This is a genomic window from Streptacidiphilus jiangxiensis, from assembly GCF_900109465.1.
In the GTDB taxonomy this organism is placed as follows: Bacteria; Actinomycetota; Actinomycetes; order Streptomycetales; family Streptomycetaceae; genus Streptacidiphilus; species Streptacidiphilus jiangxiensis.
Genome location: NZ_FOAZ01000003.1, coordinates 52,738 through 66,355, shown reverse-complemented (window position 1 = coordinate 66,355; position 13,618 = coordinate 52,738). Strand labels below are relative to the sequence as shown.

At 71.6% G+C, this 13,618-nt stretch carries 11 protein-coding genes and 1 tRNA gene; 2 read left to right on the top strand and 10 right to left on the bottom strand.

Annotation, left to right across the window (positions count from 1 at the left end; translation table 11 throughout):
* Positions 1–67 precede the first annotated feature (67 nt).
* The 7 genes from lysA to BMY61_RS06555 all read right to left on the bottom strand — a co-directional run bounded on the left by lysA (position 68) and on the right by BMY61_RS06555 (position 8,606).
* Positions 68–1,345, bottom strand: a complete 1,278-nt coding sequence (gene lysA, locus BMY61_RS06585; RefSeq protein WP_042454268.1) for a diaminopimelate decarboxylase — start codon at positions 1,343–1,345, stop codon at positions 68–70.
* Positions 1,346–1,630: 285 nt separating this feature from the next.
* Positions 1,631–4,102, bottom strand: a complete 2,472-nt coding sequence (locus BMY61_RS06580) for a PKD domain-containing protein (protein WP_042454269.1) — start codon at positions 4,100–4,102, stop codon at positions 1,631–1,633.
* Positions 4,103–4,540: 438 nt separating this feature from the next.
* A complete protein-coding gene (locus BMY61_RS06575; protein ID WP_042454270.1) occupies positions 4,541–6,766 on the bottom strand; it encodes a YncE family protein in 2,226 nt (741 codons plus the stop codon).
* Between the two features lie 171 nt (positions 6,767–6,937).
* Positions 6,938–7,024, bottom strand: a tRNA-Ser gene (locus BMY61_RS06570).
* A gap of 62 nt (positions 7,025–7,086) precedes the next feature.
* Positions 7,087–7,581, bottom strand: a complete 495-nt coding sequence (gene tadA / locus BMY61_RS06565; protein WP_042454271.1) for a tRNA adenosine(34) deaminase TadA — start codon at positions 7,579–7,581, stop codon at positions 7,087–7,089.
* Positions 7,582–7,591: 10 nt separating this feature from the next.
* Positions 7,592–8,161 (bottom strand): tRNA adenosine deaminase-associated protein, encoded by a 570-nt coding sequence (locus BMY61_RS06560; RefSeq protein ID WP_042454272.1) that lies wholly within the window; start codon positions 8,159–8,161, stop codon positions 7,592–7,594.
* A 229-nt stretch (positions 8,162–8,390) separates the two neighbouring features.
* A complete protein-coding gene (locus BMY61_RS06555; protein ID WP_042454273.1) occupies positions 8,391–8,606 on the bottom strand; it encodes a hypothetical protein in 216 nt (71 codons plus the stop codon).
* A gap of 137 nt (positions 8,607–8,743) precedes the next feature.
* Between BMY61_RS06555 and upp the strand changes: the two genes are divergently transcribed.
* Entirely contained in the window at positions 8,744–9,382 is a 639-nt protein-coding gene (upp, locus tag BMY61_RS06550) for a uracil phosphoribosyltransferase (protein WP_042454274.1), read from the top strand.
* A 60-nt stretch (positions 9,383–9,442) separates the two neighbouring features.
* On the opposite strand, the gene BMY61_RS06545 is transcribed toward upp, so the two are convergent.
* From BMY61_RS06545 to BMY61_RS06535, 3 genes are all read right to left on the bottom strand, one after another.
* Positions 9,443–10,189 carry a LytR C-terminal domain-containing protein gene (locus BMY61_RS06545; RefSeq protein WP_052439133.1) on the bottom strand — a complete coding sequence of 249 codons (747 nt, stop codon included), beginning with the start codon at positions 10,187–10,189 and terminating at the stop codon, positions 9,443–9,445.
* 192 nt (positions 10,190–10,381) lie between these two features.
* Entirely contained in the window at positions 10,382–10,678 is a 297-nt protein-coding gene (locus BMY61_RS06540) for a type II toxin-antitoxin system VapB family antitoxin (RefSeq protein WP_042369700.1), read from the bottom strand.
* Positions 10,679–10,687: 9 nt separating this feature from the next.
* The gene (locus BMY61_RS06535; protein WP_042454276.1) at positions 10,688–11,860 is read right to left on the bottom strand and encodes a glycoside hydrolase family protein; all 1,173 of its coding nucleotides are present in this window, start codon (positions 11,858–11,860) and stop codon (positions 10,688–10,690) included.
* A gap of 296 nt (positions 11,861–12,156) precedes the next feature.
* Between BMY61_RS06535 and BMY61_RS06530 the strand changes: the two genes are divergently transcribed.
* Positions 12,157–13,539, top strand: a complete 1,383-nt coding sequence (locus tag BMY61_RS06530; RefSeq protein ID WP_042454277.1) for an MFS transporter — start codon at positions 12,157–12,159, stop codon at positions 13,537–13,539.
* Positions 13,540–13,618 lie beyond the last annotated feature (79 nt).

Below are 13,618 nucleotides of genomic sequence, written 5' to 3'. Positions count from 1 at the left end.
CACCAGTCTTTCCTCGGCACCACCTGGTCGGGCCCGTACGAGGGGGCGGGCTCGGCCAGGACCCTTCTCAGCCCTCCGTCTCCTCCGTCGTCTCCTCCAGTGCCAGCAGCTCCGCGACGGTCTGCCGACGGCGGATCAGCCGGATCGCGTCGCCGTCCACCAGGACCTCGGGGATCAGCGGGCGGGAGTTGTACGTCGAGGACATGCTCGCGCCGTAGGCGCCCGCCTCGTGGAAGACCAGCAGGTCGCCGATGCTCGGCTGCGGGAGCGGGACCGAGTGCACCTCGCCGCCGGCGCCCTGGGTGAACACGTCGCCCGACTCGCACAGCGGACCGGCCAACACGGTGTCGCGGACGCCCTCGGTGCGCCGCTCGCCCTCCGGGCAGAGCAGCGTCGCGCGGTGGCTGCTGCCGTACATCGCGGGCCTCATCAGGTCGTTGAAGCCGGCGTCGACCAGGACGAAGTCGTTGCTGCCGACGGGCTTGGCCGCGCGCACCTCACTCACCAGCACACCCGACCCGGCCACCAGGAACCGACCGGGCTCGATCTCCAGCCGTACGGCGTGGCCGAGTTCGCCGACCAGCTCCTGCCGGGCGGCGTCCCACAGCGCGAAGTACCGGTCGGTGTCGATCTCGGGCTCTCCCGGCCCGTAGGGGACGGAGAGCCCGCCGCCTGCGGAGATCGCCCGCAGGTCCTGCCCGGCGAGGCGCACCTGCTTGACCATGGTCTCGCAGACGGCCTCCAGGTGGCCGTAGTCCACCCCGGAGCCGATGTGCATGTGGAACCCGACCAGATCCAGCCCGTGACGCGCGACCAGCGCGAGGCTCTCGGCGAGGTGCTCGTGCCAGATCCCGTGCTTGCTGTGCTCCCCACCGGTGTTGGTCTTGCGGCTGTGGCCGTGCCCGAAGCCGGGGTTGATCCGGATCCACACCTTGTGGCCGGGCGACGCCTGCCCGATCTGCTCCAGCATCTGCGGCGAACCGGCGTTGACGGGCACCCCCAGCTCCACGACCCGGCGCAGCGCGGCCCGGTCCAGCAGATCCGCGGTGAACACCACCGGCTCGTGCTCGCCCGCCACGTCGTACCCGGCCACCAGCGCCCGCTCGATCTCCCCGAGCGACACGGCGTCGACGAGCACGCCCTCGGCGCGCATCAGCCGCAGCAGATGCGTGTTGGACGACGCCTTCTGCGCGTACCGGATCGTGTCGAACCGGCGCAGCCGCGCGATCTGGGCGCGGATCGTGCCCGCGTCGTAGGCCCACAGGGGCGTGCCGTACCGTTCGGCGAGCCCGGCGATCCGGGGCCCGTCGAGTGCGCCGGGGAACGGGGCGGGAAGGCGCGTCACGTCGGATCCTTTTCGCGGGGTCGGCCGAGTCGTCCGCGCAGCGCGCGGGCTGGCCACGCTAGCGGGCAAATCGGGCACGCCCGCGCGCCCGCCCACCGCTCTCGGGGCCCCGGGCACAGATCCTCCGACGGCCCAGGGGCGAGGCCGTAAATTCCCCGGTCGCGCCCGCGCACCGCGCAACAACAGGGCCCCGGATTCGGGAGAAACCGCAGTCTCACCCCTCGGGACGGCGGAAGGCCCGCGCCGCAGGTGCGGGGCGGGCCTTCCGTCAGGGAGCGGGGACGGTCAGGAGAAGACGAGGTTGTAGGTGTTCCAGCCGCCGCCGATGCGGGTGCGCGTGCGGAAGGGGGCCGCCGGGTTGTTGGTCCCCTCGTAGAGCCAGAGCACGCCGGTGGTGTCGCGGGCGACGACGTCGTTGTAGCCGTCGTTGTTCAGGTCGCGGGCGCCGACGATGCTGTTGTAGATGTTCCAGCCGCCGCCGACCCGGACGCGGGCGCTGAACGGCGCCTTGGCGTTCCCGGTGCCCTGGTAGAGCCAGAGGGCGCCGGTGGTGTCGCGGGCCAGCAGGTCGCCGGCGTTGTCGCCACCGATCAAGCCGATGCCGACGAGGCTGGTGTAGGTGTTCCAGCCGCTGCCGATCCGGATCCGCGCGCCCAGCGGGGCGTTGGCGTGGCCGGTGAACGGGTAGAGCCAGAGCACGCCGCTGGTGTCACGGGCGACCAGGCCGTTCGTGGCGTCGGCGCCGGCGATGGTGTTGTAGATGTTCCAGCCGCCGCCGACCCGGATCCGGGTCTGGAACGGGCCGCTCGCCTTCGGGGAGCCGGGGAAGTACCAGAGCACGCCGTTGGTGTCGCGGGCGTACATGTCGCCGTAGCCGGAGGTGTCGTAGCCCTCGGGGAGGGTCATCAGGTTGTAGCTGTTCCAGCCGCCGCTGACGAGGACACGGCTCTGGTAGGGCGCGCTCGCCTGACCGGTGGTCTGGTAGCGCCACAGGTTGCCGGCGGCGTCCCGGGCGAAGAGATCGTGGCGGTCGATGGAGGGGGTGCCGAACTCCACGCTGCTGCTGATGCTCTTCGTGCGGCCGTCGCTGTCGGTCTCCGTCAGCGTGATCTCGTAGTAGCCGGGTGCCGCGTAGGTGTGGTCGGCGGTGCCGGTCGCGGTGATGTCCTGGACGGGGGTGCTGTCACCGAAGGAGAGCGTCCGCTGGGTGATCGGCAGCGGGTCGGTCGAGCCCGTGGTGTTGACGTGCACGGACCGGCTCCACGCGGCGCCGGTGTCGGCGACGAGCAGGTTCGGGGCGAGCGGTCCGGGGTCGGTGACCTGGATCCCGGTCGCGGTCTGCGTGTGGGTGACCGCGTTGGAGGTGACCGTGACGCTGATGGTGAAGCCGCCGGCCGGCGCCGCCGTGGTGTAGGTGTGCGCGTAGGTCGGCGTGGTCGTGGTGACCGTGGGCGTGCCGTCGCCGAAGTTCCAGGTGTAGGAGCTGATCGGGTCCGACCACGGGTTGTTCACGGTGGCCGCGGCGGTCACCGTCAGCGGGAAGGTGCCGCTGGTGTGGTCGACGGTGACGCCGGTGAACGCGTAGGGGTCCTGGACCTCGACCGCGCCGCGGTCCAGGTCACCGGGGAAGTTGCCGGTGTTGGGCGTGAGCGGGTCGTCGACGGTCTGGTGGCCGTAGAAGTCGAGCGCCGCCTCGCCGGTGGCCTGGTAGTCGCCGGAGTCGATGGCCGGGGAGCCCTCGAGCGGGGTGTAGCCCTGGCCCAGCTGCGGGTCGTCCGCCAGGTCGTGGGCACCCTGCCCGGTCCCTGAGTCGAACCCCGCCGGGCTGCCGTAGGTGGCGCCGCCCCAGAGGTAGGGCGTCACCCCGGAAGCCGGGTTGACGAGGTTGTAGTCCGCGATCGTGCCGGCGGTCGAGCCCGCCGAGACGCTGATCTGCGCGCCGTCGCCGCCGGCCGGGCACGGCGGGGCGGAGACCGGATGGGTCAGGATGTTGTTCTCTATCAGGGAGTTGGCGGAGTTGCCGGCCAACTGGATCTCGTCGGCACACGCGCCGACGAACGTGTTGCCCGCCAGGTCCGCGAGCGTGTCGGTCACGGCGATGCCGTGCGCCCCGCCCGCCAGCACGATGTTCCTGCTCGCCAGCACACCGCCGCCCGTGCCCTGGCCGATTGTCAGCCCTGTCCCGTAGAGGGAGCGCAGCGTGCTCCACAGGACCTGCACGTCGCTGCCCGGCTGGGAGAAGGTGACCGCCGACGTGTCCCCCGCCGAGGCGGTGGCGGAGTCCGTGATGTTGTCGTGGGTCAACCTGATGTCGGAGCCGCCGTTGACGGCGACGACCGTGCCGGAGCTGGTCAGGCCCATGGAGGTGAGCACGATGTCGTGCACGTTGTTCAGGGTGAAGGCGGGCTGGGCGGAGCCGGAGACGCCGCCCTCGTCGTAGGAGTAGTTCGGGTTGGCGCCGGTGATGGTGATCGGCGCCCCGGGCTGGCCGGAGTGGGTCAGGGTGACGGCGCCGGGGTGGTTCCCGGGGGCGAGCACGACGGTCTGGCCGGGCTGCGCGGCGTCGGCCGCGGCCTGGACGGTGCAGTAGCTCTGGCCCGCGGTGCGGGTCGAGCTGTCGGTGCAGCCCGACGTGTCGGACACGTACAGCGTGCCGGTCGTCGTGGTCGCGGTCTGGGCGGCGGCGGGCACGACCACCAGCGCGGTGCCGGCGGTCACCGTGAGCACGGTGAGCGCGGCGAGGGATCGGAACGTCATGGGGGCTCCGGAAAGCGTGTGGCAGAGCGGGTCGCGCACGCGCGCGGTCCTCGGGAAGGCGGCCTCGCCGGCCGCAGCCACACAGTAGCGGTGCAGCTCAGAGCGGTGCAGGCCGGTGTGCGGGCCGCGTCCGGGCGAGGGCGGACGAATGCCGGGGTTTGGCCCGATTGGCCGGTGCGAAACGTGCCTGACGGCAGGTAGGAACTCGGCAAGAGAGCGGCCGACGGCGGCCTCGGGGCCACCACCTCAGGGCCACCACGACCTCCGGGCCACCACGACCTCCGGGCCAGCACGACGAAGGGCCCCGACCGTGACGGTCGGGGCCCGGTTCCTGCACGGGGTGCCCTTCCAGGCTGCGCCAGGGCCAGTACTCGAGAACGGCCTGGTACATGCTGATGTCGGCGGCCGGGATCCACTCCCGCAGCCGCACCCCGGCTGTCAGCCGCTGGTGATGAAGTACTGCCAGGCGCCGGCTGTCGTCGCGTAGGCCCCGTCACCCCTGAACACCGCGTCCAGCCGGAACAGGTGCCCCGCCCACGACTTCCGGCTGTTGACCACGACCGCCGCCGAGCTCGACCTGTCGAGCGGGTAGCAGGAGGTGGTGGCGAGAGAGCGCCATGCGCCCTGGGCGTACTCCTGCAGCCGGAACACCACGCATCCCCCGCTCCTGTTCGGCGACACGGTGGCAGCCATGAGCGGGAGGCTCCCCGCGCGGTAGACGCGGTACAGGGTGTGGCCGTAGCGCTTGCTGCCGGTGTAGCCCGCCTGCGCTTCGAGGACGGTGGCGAGGACGCCGACGTCCATGGAGGCCGTCGCCGGCGCGTACCGGTAGTCCCCGGCGTAGGAGGCGTTGAACGCGGTGTTCGAGCCGAGGCGGAAGTGCTCGACCACGTTGCCGTGGGCGTCGGCGGTGGCCGTCCAGGTGACGGTCCTGCCGATGGCGGGCACGGCGTCGAGGCGGACCGTGCGGCCGTTGAACGTGCTGCCCAGATGCACGGTGATCGTCGACATCGCCCCTGAGGCGTAGGTGCGGGCGTCCGTCGTGACGGAGAGTGTGGTCGCCAGGCGGGAGACATCCACGAATGCCAAGGAGCCCGACGGCTCATGCCCGGGGTCCCCCGCGTAGTCGGCGATGTAGGTGACCGAGCCGCCGATCTGCGGAGTGTCGGTGAAGCTGAAGGAGCCGTCCGGGTTCACCGCGACAGTGCCGAGCTGCGTCCCTTGGGACGCCTGGTCGGACTTGGTGAGCCGCACCACCTTGCCTGCGGGGTAAGGGGCGTTGCCCAGCTGACCGGTGACGGTGAGCGGTGCGCCCCGGTTCGAGGTCGCCGGATACGTCAGCTGCATGTTCGATGCAGGCCTGGCGACCATGACCTGTGCGGTCGCGGTCGCGGTCCGGTGCCCGGCGTCTCCTCCGTAGGACACGGTGTACGTGTACGCGTCCTCGGCTGTCGTGGCATCCGCGATGGTGAACGACCCGTCCGAGCCGATGGCCACGTCCGGGAGCGGAGTCGGGGTCGTCGACGTCCGGGACGTACCCGTCCGCGTCACGTGCACGACGGTGCCTGCGGCGATCGGCGCCGTGGAGGTGAGCGTCCCGGTCAGCGTGACGGTCTGAGCCGGCATCACCCGCGCGGACGAGGGCGTCAGAGCCAGCCGACTCGGCGCGACCTCCGGATCGAGCAGAACGTGCAGGTTCAGAGTGACGTAGCCGTTGTTGTCGTTCTCGGTCACCGCGAAGAGACGGTGGCCGTCCGGGGCCCAGGCCAGGCCGCTCGGAGGGACCGTCGGGATGACCTCGGTCACGGGCGCGGTGTAGTTGTACGCGTTCAGCAGGACCGATCCGCCCGGAGCGAAGACGGAGACGGTGTTCTCCGACGGCAGGCTGGCGTCCATCCCCGTCGCCACGGTGCCGTCCGGAGCCACGGCGACGGCTCTGGCATAGGACTGCACGGGGTAGCTGCCGTCCGGTGCGAGGTCTCCGGTCCTGAACAGCTGCGAGCCCAGGATCAGATCGGCGCCGTCCGGGGTCAGCGCCAGGGACGACGTGCTGGAGACACTGGGCACGTCGGCGTTCACGACGGTGGTTGCCGGCGAGGTGGACACGTCGTAGACACCGGCCCAGCCACTGCCGAGCTCGGCTGCCGCCAGAAGCCCCGGCTTGCCGGGCGTCGCCGCGAGGTCGGGGGGAGTGGACCAGCTCTCCTGCGTCTGCTTCAGGGCCACCGCGGCCGGCGAGACGCTGGGATCCATCGAGCCGATTCCCGGCCAGGACCCGGTGGTTGAGGTCGAGCTGTAACTGAACCAGAGCTTGCCGCCCGTCCAGGCGAGGTACGCCGGGTTCACTCCGGGAGTCGCGTAGCGCGCGGTCTCCTTCAGCGACACGGTGCTGATCGCCGCGACGGCGGCAGAGCCTGACAGCGCTGCGTAGACGGTGTTGCCGTCCGGTGAGGCAACGAGCCCGTCGGCCCCGGGCTCGTTGGAGAGCGTGGTGACGGTCCGTCCGTCGAGGTCGGTGACCAGGACGGTGTCGGCCTGGGAGCCGCCGCTGATGAAGATGTGACCGTTGGCAACGACCATGCGGCCGAAGGAGTGGAGGGGGAGTCCGGGCGACGAGTCCGCCTGCGCCGTGGTCGGCAGCGCCGAGGTGATGATCCCGGCCATGACGGCGGCTGTGGCCGCCCTCAGCGGGACCCTTCTATGAGGCATACGGTTCCCTGCGGGTGCGATGTGTGCCGACTGGAAGAAGAGCACCCGAAGAGTAGTGGACCCCGACGACAGCGACGAAGGGCCCCGACCATGACGGTCGGGGCCCTTCGTTCTTGCTGCTCAGAGCGGTAGCGGTGGGATTCGAACCCACGGTGAAGTTGCCCCCACACACGCTTTCGAGGCGTGCTCCTTTGGCCGCTCGGACACGCTACCGTGGGACAGCCTACCGGACGGTGAGCCGTGCTCCTAAACGCATTCCCGCCCCGTGAGCGGCGTCACTCGCGGTGGCCGTCGAAGAAGGCGTGGAGCTGGGTGGTGCAGTCGGCGGCCAGGACCTCGGAGACGACCTCCGGGCGGTGGTTGAGGCGCCGGTCGCGGATGACGTCCCAGAGGGAGCCCGCGGCGCCGGTCTTGGGTTCGAGGGCGCCGTAGACGACGCGGTCGAGGCGGGAGAGGACGATCGCGCCCGCGCACATGGTGCAGGGCTCCAGGGTGACCACGAGGGTGCAGCCGCTCAGGCGCCACTCACCGACCACTTTCGCGGCCTCGCGGATCGCGAGGATCTCCGCGTGGGCGGTCGGATCGCCGACGGCCTCGCGTTCGTTGTGGCCGCGGCCGATGATCGCGCCGTCGGGGGCGAGGACCAGCGCGCCGACCGGGACGTCGCCGGTCGCCGGGGCCAGCGCGGCCTCGGCGAGGGCGAGGCGCATCGCCGGCTCCCAGCGAGTGCGGACGGGGTCGAGGCGGGTCGGGGCGGGCAGACGGGTCATGCGACCAGTCTTACCGAACCGCCTCAAGGATCTCGCCGCAGCCCAGGGCCTCGGCGATCTCGCTCAGCGCGTCGCCGGGCACGGAGCCCTCGGCGGCCAGGTCCATCAGCTCCTTGGCGCCGAAGCCGAAGTCGATCAGGAGACCGGCGTCGCCCAGCGGACCGGACGGGATGCCCTGGGCGCCGGCCGCGCCGTCGGAGCTGTCCTCGTCGTCGTCCTCGGCGGCGGAGTCCTCGGCGTCCTCGTCGTCGAGGTCCACCACCAGGTGGTCGAGGTCCTCCAGGTCGTCGTCGCCCTCGCGGCCCAGCAGCTCGTCGGTGAGCACCAGCTCGCCGTAGGAGCTGCGGGAGGCCGCGGCCGCGTCGGAGACGAAGACCCGCGGGTCGTCCTCCCCGTCCACGCGGACGACGGCGAACCAGGCGTCCTCCTGTTCGATGAAGACGAGGACGCTCTCCTCGTCCTCAGTGGCCTCGCGCGCCAGGTCGGCCAGGTCGGCGAGGGTTTCGACGTCGTCGAGATCGGTCTCGCTCACGTCCCACCCGTCCTCGGTGCGAGCGAGCAATGCAGCGAAGTACGCCACCAGCGACTCTCCCAGGTCTTCGGCCGTTAGGACCGGTCGGTGCGGTCCAGGGCCTCCAGGTACGGACGCCCCATCGGCATCGTGACAGAAAGCGGTGCACTCCGGGGAGTGTTCCGGCGCGCGTCTTCCCAGGTCGTGTTGAGGAGTTGGCGGGATCCAAAGCCAACCGGAAGTGTTGGCAAAGGATCTTTGACGGATCTGTGACCAAAGCGCGGCGGTCACGCGGCCATCAGAAGCGGAAGGTTCGCATCCGTGCGGCCTGGCGCAGCCGCATCGCCTTCGTGCGGCGCGGCTGGACGCGCTCCCGCAGCGCCCGGGCCTCGGCGAGCTCGCGCAGGAAGACCGCCCGGCGGCGACGCCGCTCGGCGGGCGTCTCCTCCGCGGGCTCACTCTCGGCGGGAGGCTCCGCGGCGGCGGGTGCTGCGGTCCGCTTCGGCTTGGGCATCGGCGGTCACCCCTTGGGGGTCGCGTTTCCGTTCCCCCACACTCTCCCTCGCGTGCGCGCAGGGCACCAGTGGGGTGCACGGACGGGGTGCTGCGCGGATGGGAGTAAGGGCGGTTTCGCTCGGTTAATGTCGTCCCATGCGGATTCATGTCCTGGACCACCCCCTGGTCGCCCACAAGCTGACCACCCTGCGTGACGAGCGCACCGACTCCCCGACCTTCCGTCGTCTGACGGACGAGTTGGTGACGCTGCTGGCCTATGAGGCGACCCGGGACGTGCGGACCGAGCAGGTGGAGATCACCACCCCGGTCGCGGTCACCGCGGGCGTCAAGCTCAGTTACCCCCGCCCGCTGGTGGTGCCGATCCTGCGGGCCGGCCTCGGCATGCTGGACGGCATGACCCGGCTGCTGCCGACCGCCGAGGTCGGCTTCCTCGGCATGGTCCGCAACGAGGAGACCCTGGAGGCCTCCACCTACGCGACCCGGATGCCGGAGGACCTCTCGGGCCGTCAGGTCTACGTGCTGGACCCGATGCTCGCCACCGGCGGCACGCTGGTCGCGGCCATCCGGCTGCTGATCGAGCGCGGCGCGACCGACGTCACCGCGATCTGCCTGCTCGCCGCGCCCGAGGGCGTCGCGGTGCTGGAGAAGGAGCTGGCCGGGATGCCGGTCACCGTCGTCACCGCCGCGGTGGACGACCACCTGAACGAGCACGGCTACATCGTCCCGGGCCTGGGCGACGCGGGCGACCGCCTCTACGGCACCGCCGGGGACTGACCACGAAGGATCCCACGAGGATCCGGCAGGATCGTCCGCCCCCGGCGGTCGCCGAGTGCGTCAGCAGTGCGCGCCGGCCGCCGGGGAGGGGGAGACGGCCAGAGCGAGGGCCTGGGAGGCCTGCGCGGGGCTCAGCAGTGCGGTGAAGCCGTTGCCGATCACCAGGTCGACGCTGCCGTCGGTGCGGGTGTCGGTGGTCGTCGTGGCACCGGTGACCTCCGAGCCGACCAGCGTCATCGCGGCCTTGCTGCCGCCCGCGCCGGTGACCTGGGCCGCGCCGGTGATCTTGCCCTCCAGCGCCGTCGGCGCGTTGGCGATCTTGCCGATCTTGAAGCCGCGCTGACGCAGCAGCGCCGCGGTCTGCCCGGCCAGGCCGGCGTGGCCGGTGGCGTTGTAGACGTTCACGGTGACGGTGGACGGCTGCGGCATCCCGCTCGGCAGGGGCAGCACGGCCCCTCCGGTGGCACCGGCCGAGGCACCGGCCGACGCGGAGGCGCCGGGCGCGCCCGCGGCGGCCGCACCGGAGGCGGAGACGTGCGGACTCGCGGAGGCCTTGGCGGCGTCACCGCCCGCCGCCGCAGCCGAGGCCGGGCGGACGCACTGGCCTGCCGCGGCCGTCGGGGACTTCTTCTTGGCGCCGAACTGCGCCACCAGCTGGACCGTGCCCCAGCCGATCACTGCCAGTGCGACGACCGCACCCAGCGCCTGGAACACCCGACGGCGCTTCTGGCCGGGGCGGGACAGACGGGGGTACGCCTTGCCGCTGATGCGGTACTGCTTTCCCTTGAGGCCGGGGGGAGTCAGCATGCTCACCGCGGGTTGCCCCCTTGTGCGCTGGGCGGCCGCCGGACAGTACTCAACCGGTGCAGCACGAAATTGGTGCCACCAACTGGTACAACGCCGAAGGACGGCCGTGGTTCGGGTGTCGTTGCTCACAGTAGCCCCGACGACCAGCCGCGCGCCCGTCCAGGCGTACTAACGGATGATCAGTGAACCCGTTCAGTCGAGTTCGAGCACCCGCGCGTGCAGCACCTGGCGCTGTTGGAGGGCGGCACGGACCGCCCGGTGCAGGCCGTCCTCGAGGTAGAGGTCGCCCTGCCACTTGACCACATGGGCGAAGAGATCCCCGTAGAAGGTCGAGTCCTCGGCGAGCAGGGTCTCCAGGTCGAGCTGGCCCTTGGTCGTCACGAGCTGATCGAGGCGGACCGGGCGCGGAGCGACGTCCGCCCACTCACGGGTGCTGACCCGGCCGTGGTCGGGATACGGCCGCCCGTTGCCGATGCGCTTGAAGATCACACGGGCAGCCTACCGTGTATGGCCCAGCGCCGCGCCGATCCGGTCCAGGGAGGACAGCCGCATCAGCCCGTAGTGGTAGAACTCCACCTCCGGAACGCCCAGCTCACGCAGGGTCGCGACCTTCGCGGCGAGGTTCTCCGCGCTGTCGCAGTCCTTGGCCATCGGACGCAGGATCACCGCCAATGCGGACGGCGCCACTCCGTGCAGCGCGAACGCGGCCACCTTCTCCCGCACCTCGGCGGCGGTCTTCGCGTAGCCGAGCGTCTCGACCTGCGGCACCGCCTTGGCCAGGGCCGCCAGGTCGATCCCGGAGAGCCATCCGGTGCCCGGCCCGCCGCCGTCCATGAAGCTGAGCCGCATGCCGCAGGCCTCGGCGGTCTCGGCCGCCTCGGCGGCGAGGGAGGTGACGGTCGCGGCGGAGGCGTCGACATAGGCGGCGAGCGCCCCGTCCGCGATGTCGGTCAGCGAGCCGGGCGCGGTGGCGGCGTCCTCGTCGGCGAGCCGGGCGCGGATCTCCCGATGGACCGCGGCACGCACCTCGTCCGCAGGTACCCCGGCGCCCCGGGCGGCGGAGCGGCAGTGGGTGCAGAAGCAGAGGCCGAGCAGCGCCTCGGTGATCGGGCCGAGCTCCTCGAAATAACGTTCGTGGTGGTAGCCGTGGCGCAGCCCGTGGAAGTGCAGCGACTCGGCGCGGATCGCGTCCACGCCGTAGCGGGCGTGCTCCAGCACCAGGCCCCGCACGTACTCCCTGACGTCCGGGTTCGCCGGGCAGAGCTCGGTGAGGTGCCGGTCGCCGAACGCGTTCTCGGGGGCGCACTCGGGGTGCTCGAAGCCGAGCCGGTCGTTGTGCAGGAACACGGTCCAGGCGTGCAGCTTCATGCCGCGCCGACCGGCGTGCGCGGAGGCCAGCTCGAAGGGGTCCTCGTCGCCGATGGCCGCGGCGGCGCGCGGGGCGAGGGTACGCCCGCGCCACAGGGCCGGGTCGGGCCGGAAGTAGGCGGCCCCGGGCTCAAGGTAGCGCAGGACCCGGCGCGGGTTGTGCGGGAAGACGTCGCGCGCCTCGTGGTAGACGGAGGCGAGGGTCACCCCGCCGACACCGGCGCGGTCGGTCAGGTTGCCGAAGAACGGCTCGGCGCCCTCGTCGAGGAGATCGACGGCGAAGGCGAGGACGGAGGACTCCATGGCGCCGACGCTATCGACTGGGCCGCCGTTGGTCTAGACCTTACGGGATCCGTGGCCGCATGTGCCGAGCTCGGCAGCAGCGCGGTCCCGGCGGTGAAACCGGCGGTGGCGAGAACGGCGACGGCGGTGAGGGCGCGCGAGCGGATGCGGGGGTCCATGCCTCAAGGCTCCCGCCCGGACCTATGGGTTCCATGATCCGCGGGTCACAGCTTCGCTACGTCGCCACTGCGACGATTGTCGGCCGGCAGAGATGCTCCTCTTCCGATTATGTCGGTGGCAGAGATAAACTCGACCACATGGCCCTCAGCGACGCACCGATACCCCGCGGCTGGGATCTCCTCACCCAGGAGCGTCCCCGCCCCGACGTGGTCCGCAGGCGCAGCTGGGCCTGGCGCCTGGCCGTGGCGACGGTGTGCTTCGGCGCCTTCATGGGCCAGCTCGACGCCAGCATCGTGACGCTCACCTACCAGGCGCTCGGCAAGGACTTCCACGCCTCGCCGGCCGCGGTCGAGTGGGTCTCCCTCGCCTACCTGCTGACCCTCGTCGCGCTGCTCGTCCCGGTCGGACGGTTCTCCGACGCGCACGGGCGCAAGCTGATGTATCTCTACGGGTTCGGCGTCTTCACCGTGGCCTCCGCGGCCTGCGGGCTCGCGCCGGGGCTGGCCGTCCTGGTCGTCTTCCGCGTGGTGCAGGCGCTCGGCGCGGCGCTGATGCAGGCCAACAGTGTCGCCCTGGTGACCACCTCCGCCCCGGCGGCGCGGATGCGGACCGCGCTCGGCATGCAGGCCGCAGGCCAGGCCGTCGGCCTGGCGCTCGGCCCGACCGTCGGCGGGGCGATCGTCGCCACGCTGGGCTGGCGCTGGGTCTTCCTGGTCAACGTCCCCGTCGGGGTGCTCTCCCTCGTCGCCGGGCACTACCTGCTGCCGCGCACCCGCCGCCGCTGCGCCGACATCCGGGTGGACCGGCTCGGTGTCGCGCTGCTCGCGCTGACCAGCACCGGACTGCTGCTCGCGCTCTCGGTCGTCTCCGGCCTGGGCTGGCCGCTGTGGACGGCGGTCGCGCTCGCGCTCGTCTCCGCTGCGGCAGGCTGGGCCCTGATGCGCCGTCAGGCGCGGGTTCCGCAGCCGCTGCTGGATCCGAAGCTGCTGCGCTCGCACGGGCGCGGGCTGCTCGCGGGCATGAGCGGCTATCTCGTGCTGTTCGGTCCGCTGGTGCTGGTCCCGGTGGTGCTGACGCGGCAGGGTGTCGGCCTGATGACCGCGGGCCTGGTGCTGACGGCGCTGCCGCTCGGCTTCGCGCTCGCCGCGACCACGGCGGACCGGGTGCTGCCCGCCTCCCTGACGGACCGCGCGCGGGCGCGGGCGGGATCGCTGCTGTGCCTGGTCGCCCTCGGCGCGATGCTGGTCGTCCCGCTGAGCGTCACCGTGCTGCCGTTCGTGCTGGTGCTCCTCGGCTGCGGGCTGGGCGTGTTCACCCCCGCGAACAACACCATGGTGATGCGCGCATTCCCGACGGAATCCGCCGGAACCGGCGGCGGGATGGTCAATATGGGACGCGGACTCGGCACCGCGCTGGGCGTCGCCGCGGTCACCCTGATTCTCCAGCTCGTTCCGGGCATATCGGGCGAACGCGCGGCCGTCGCAGCCCTGCTGGCCTGGGCGTTGCTGATGGTTCCGTAACGTTTTGCTGAAAGTCCACGACCCCCCTGTGACGTGGCTTGATCGCAGCTGATAGAAATACTTCCTATTTCACTGTTGG

Coding starts and splice junctions, on each gene's coding strand:
- BMY61_RS06535 (WP_042454276.1), bottom strand. CDS start 11,860: ATGGAGTCCTCCGTCCTCGCCTTCGCCGTCGATCTCCTCGACGAGGGC.
- BMY61_RS06545 (WP_052439133.1), bottom strand. CDS start 10,189: ATGCTGACTCCCCCCGGCCTCAAGGGAAAGCAGTACCGCATCAGCGGC.
- BMY61_RS06575 (WP_042454270.1), bottom strand. CDS start 6,766: ATGGCCGGGATCATCACCTCGGCGCTGCCGACCACGGCGCAGGCGGAC.
- tadA (WP_042454271.1), bottom strand. CDS start 7,581: ATGACCCGTCTGCCCGCCCCGACCCGCCTCGACCCCGTCCGCACTCGC.
- BMY61_RS06555 (WP_042454273.1), bottom strand. CDS start 8,606: ATGCCCAAGCCGAAGCGGACCGCAGCACCCGCCGCCGCGGAGCCTCCC.
- upp (WP_042454274.1), top strand. CDS start 8,744: ATGCGGATTCATGTCCTGGACCACCCCCTGGTCGCCCACAAGCTGACC.
- BMY61_RS06530 (WP_042454277.1), top strand. CDS start 12,157: ATGGCCCTCAGCGACGCACCGATACCCCGCGGCTGGGATCTCCTCACC.
- BMY61_RS06580 (WP_042454269.1), bottom strand. CDS start 4,102: ATGACGTTCCGATCCCTCGCCGCGCTCACCGTGCTCACGGTGACCGCC.